The following is a 3,452-nucleotide window of genomic DNA, read 5'->3' on the forward strand; positions in this document are numbered from 1 at the left end:
GTGGTCGGGGCGCTGGCGGCCGGACCGGCGAGCGCGTTGGAGTGGCTGCGGATCGGGTTCGGCGAGCCGGTGCCGGACGTCCTGGACAACGCCGCCCTCCCCGGCCTCGCCGTGCGGCTCGGGCTGCCGTCCGCGGTCGGCACGGTGCTGGGGCTGGTCGTGCTGGTCGGCACGCTGGTCTTGATCTCCCGCCGCACGGTCGACCCGGCGGGCACCGCCCCCTTCGCGGTGGTCGCCGCGGGGCTGCTGATGTCGCCGATCTCCTGGCACAACTACCTGATGCTGCTGTGGCCCGGCCTGCTGGTCGCCGTGGCGGCCGTCGCGGCGGGGAGCACGCTGCGGTCCTGGGCCGCGGCGCTCCTGGCCTTGGCGGTGGTCCCCGTGAGCTGGGGCGACCTCTGGGCGGACGACGACCCGTGGTCCCCGGTGGGCCGCAGCCTGTACTGCGTGATCCTCGTCGCGTACTGGTTCACACTGCTCCGGGCTGCGACGCGGGAGTCCGGTCGGCTGCCGTGAGCGCACGTTTCGTGCTCTCAGCGCGGTTCACACCACGCTGAGAGCACGCAACCAGCGATCATGCCGCGCTGTGAGCACGAAACGTGCGATCTTGGTCCTCCGCGCTGCGCCACGCCGCGCTGAGAGCACGCAATGAGCGATCATGCCGCGCTGAGAGCACGAAACGTGCGATCGTGGTCGGGCCCTCAGCGCAGCACCTCAGCGCTCGTGGTCAGGCGTCGGTGGAACCCTCGTCGGCCGGGCCGACCTCGGGGAGCCCTCGCACCTCGGGCGCGTGCGCAGCACCCGACGGCGGGGACTGGACGGCGGGCTCGGTCGCCTGCGCGACGTCGGTGGGGGCGACCCGACGGGGGTGGATCGGCCCGCCGGTCTCCTCCGGGACGAGCCACAGCACACCCGCCGGGGGCAGCCGCAGCACCGCGCTGGCGGGCCTGCCGTGCCACACGGTGCGGTCCGCGACGACGGTGCCGAGGTTGCCCACGCCGGAGCCGCCGTAGGACTCCGCGTCGGTGTTGACGAGCTCCTTCCACCGCCCCGCGAAGGGCAGCCCGACGCGGTAGTTGTCCCGCGGCTGGCCGGAGAAGTTGGCGATGCAGGCCAGGACCGCCGGGCGGCCGTCGTGGTCAGTGCCCTGCCGCAGGAAGCTGAGCACGTTGCCCGCGGCGTCGTTGGCGTCGATCCAGGAGAAGCCCTCGGGCGAGTGGTCCATCGTCCACAGCGCCGGGTGGTCCCGGTAGCTGCGGTTCAGGTCGCCGACCAGGGTCTTGATCCCGCCGTGCAGCGGGTTCGCGAGCAGCTCCCAGTCCAGCGAGCGCTCCTCGGACCACTCGCGGACCTGACCGAACTCCTGGCCCATGAACAGCAGCTGCTTGCCCGGGTGGGCCCACATGAAGGCCAGCAGCGCGCGGACGTTCGCGGCCTTGTTCCAGTCGTCGCCCGGCATCCGGGTCCACAGCGAGCCCTTGCCGTGCACCACCTCGTCGTGGCTGATCGGGAGGACGTAGTTCTCGCTGAACGCGTACATGAGCGAGAACGTCAGCTGGTTGTGGTGGTAGCTGCGGTGGATGGGGTCACGCCCGGTGTAGTCGAGCGTGTCGTGCATCCAGCCCATGTTCCACTTCAACCCGAAGCCGAGCCCGCCCATGTAGGTGGGCCGCGTGACGCCCGGCCATGCGGTGGACTCCTCGGCGATCGTGACGACGCCGGGGTGCTCCTTGTAGACGGTCGCGTTCATCTCCTGCAGGAAGGAGACGGCGTCGAGGTTCTCGCGGCCGCCGTGGATGTTCGGCAGCCACTGCCCGTCTGCCCGGGAGTAGTCCAGGTAGAGCATCGAGGCCACCGCGTCGACCCGCAGGCCGTCGATGTGGAACTGGTCGAACCAGAACAGCGCGTTGGCCACCAGAAAGTTGCGGACCTCCGAGCGCCCGAAGTCGAACACGAGCGTGCCCCAGTCCGGCTGCTCGCCGCGGCGCGGGTCGGCGTGCTCGTACAGCGCGGTGCCGTCGAACTTCGCCAGTGCCCACTCGTCCCGCGGGAAGTGCGCGGGCACCCAGTCGACGATGACGCCGTAGCCGTTGGCGTGCAACGTGTCCACGAAGTAGCGGAAGTCGTCCGGGGTGCCGAAGCGAGAGGTCGGCGCGAAGTACGAGGTGACCTGGTAGCCCCACGACCCGCCGAACGGGTGCTCGGCCACCGGAAGCAGCTCGACGTGCGTGAAGCCCGTCTCGTCGAGGTACTCGACCAGCTGGTCGGCGATCTGGCGGTAGGAGTTGCCCTGCCGCCAGGAGCCCAGGTGCAGCTCGTAGACGCTCATCGGCTCGGCGTGCGGCTGGCGGACGGCGCGGGCGGCCATCCACTCCTCGTCCGCCCACTCGTGGTGCACGGCCGTGACGACCGACGCCGTCTGCGGCGGGATCTCGGTGGCGAAGGCCATCGGGTCCGCCTTGTCACGCCACACGCCGTCCTGGCCGAGGATCCGGTACTTGTAGCGGGTCCCGACGCCGACGTCGGGCACGAACAGCTCCCAGACGCCCGCCGAGCCGAGCGAGCGCATCGGGTGCGCCCAGCCCGCCCAGCCGTCGAAGTCGCCGGTCACCCGCACGCCCTGGGCGTTCGGTGCCCAGACGGCGAAGCTGGTACCGCTGACGGGGCCGGACGGGGTGTCGTAGCTGCGCACGTGCGCGCCGAGCACCTCCCACAGCCGCTCGTGCCTGCCCTCGCCGATCAGGTGCAGGTCGACCTCGCCCAGCGTGGGCAGCCAGCGGTACGGGTCGTCGACGACGTCCGTGCGGTCGCCATAGCGCACCGACAGCCGGTAGTCGCCGCCCGGGCCGTCGACGACGCCAGAGAACAGGCCGGCGTCGTGCACCTTGACCAGCGGGGACGCGTCGTGTGGGTCGCCGTTGCGCAGGACCTGGACCTCGTCCGCGTGCGGTCGCAGGACCCGGATGACGGTGCCGCCGCCTGCCGTCGGGTGAGCGCCCAGGACCCCATGGGGGTTGTGGTGGGCACCACCCAGCAGCCGGTCGGTCGTCGCCTGGTCCGGGGGGCAGGGGTCGATCGTGCGGGTGTCCTCGTGTGCCACCCGCGAACCCTATTGCGGTCCGGCCGTGCCTGCCCAATCTGGTCCGCCAAACGGGTTGCGTCGCTTCGGGAAAGCTCCTCGAACGAGGGCGCCCCGGCTCGCTGCTGACCGATCGGTCAGGTAAGCTTCCGATCGGTCAGACGACGATCGGGGGAGAGTCATGATCGAGGCACGCGGACTCACGAAGCGCTACGGCGAGGTGTCCGCCGTCGAGGACCTGTCGTTCGAGGTCCGGCCCGGCGCGGTCACCGGGTTCCTGGGGGCCAACGGGGCGGGCAAGTCCACGACGCTGCGGATGCTGCTGGGGCTCGACGCGCCCACCGCGGGTCGGATCACGGTGGGCGGCAAGGCG

General features: G+C 71.4%; 3 protein-coding genes. 2 read left to right on the forward strand and 1 reads right to left on the reverse strand.

What is annotated here, in order from left to right:
* Positions 1-516, forward strand: a 516-nt coding sequence (locus H5J29_RS25770; RefSeq protein ID WP_220187937.1) for a hypothetical protein, incomplete at its 5' end; no start/stop codon positions are given.
* A 211-nt stretch (positions 517-727) separates the two neighbouring features.
* On the opposite strand, the gene glgB is transcribed toward H5J29_RS25770, so the two are convergent.
* The gene (gene glgB, locus H5J29_RS25775; protein WP_312858407.1) at positions 728-3,100 is read right to left on the reverse strand and encodes a 1,4-alpha-glucan branching protein GlgB; all 2,373 of its coding nucleotides are present in this window, start codon (positions 3,098-3,100) and stop codon (positions 728-730) included.
* A gap of 160 nt (positions 3,101-3,260) precedes the next feature.
* On the opposite strand from glgB, the gene H5J29_RS25780 reads away from it, so the two are divergent.
* The coding region (locus H5J29_RS25780) for an ATP-binding cassette domain-containing protein (RefSeq protein WP_181783608.1) at positions 3,261-3,452 on the forward strand (192 nt) is incomplete at its 3' end.

The sequence above is a fragment of the Pseudonocardia pini genome, assembly GCF_013870575.1.
Taxonomy (GTDB): domain Bacteria; phylum Actinomycetota; class Actinomycetes; order Mycobacteriales; family Pseudonocardiaceae; genus Pseudonocardia; species Pseudonocardia pini.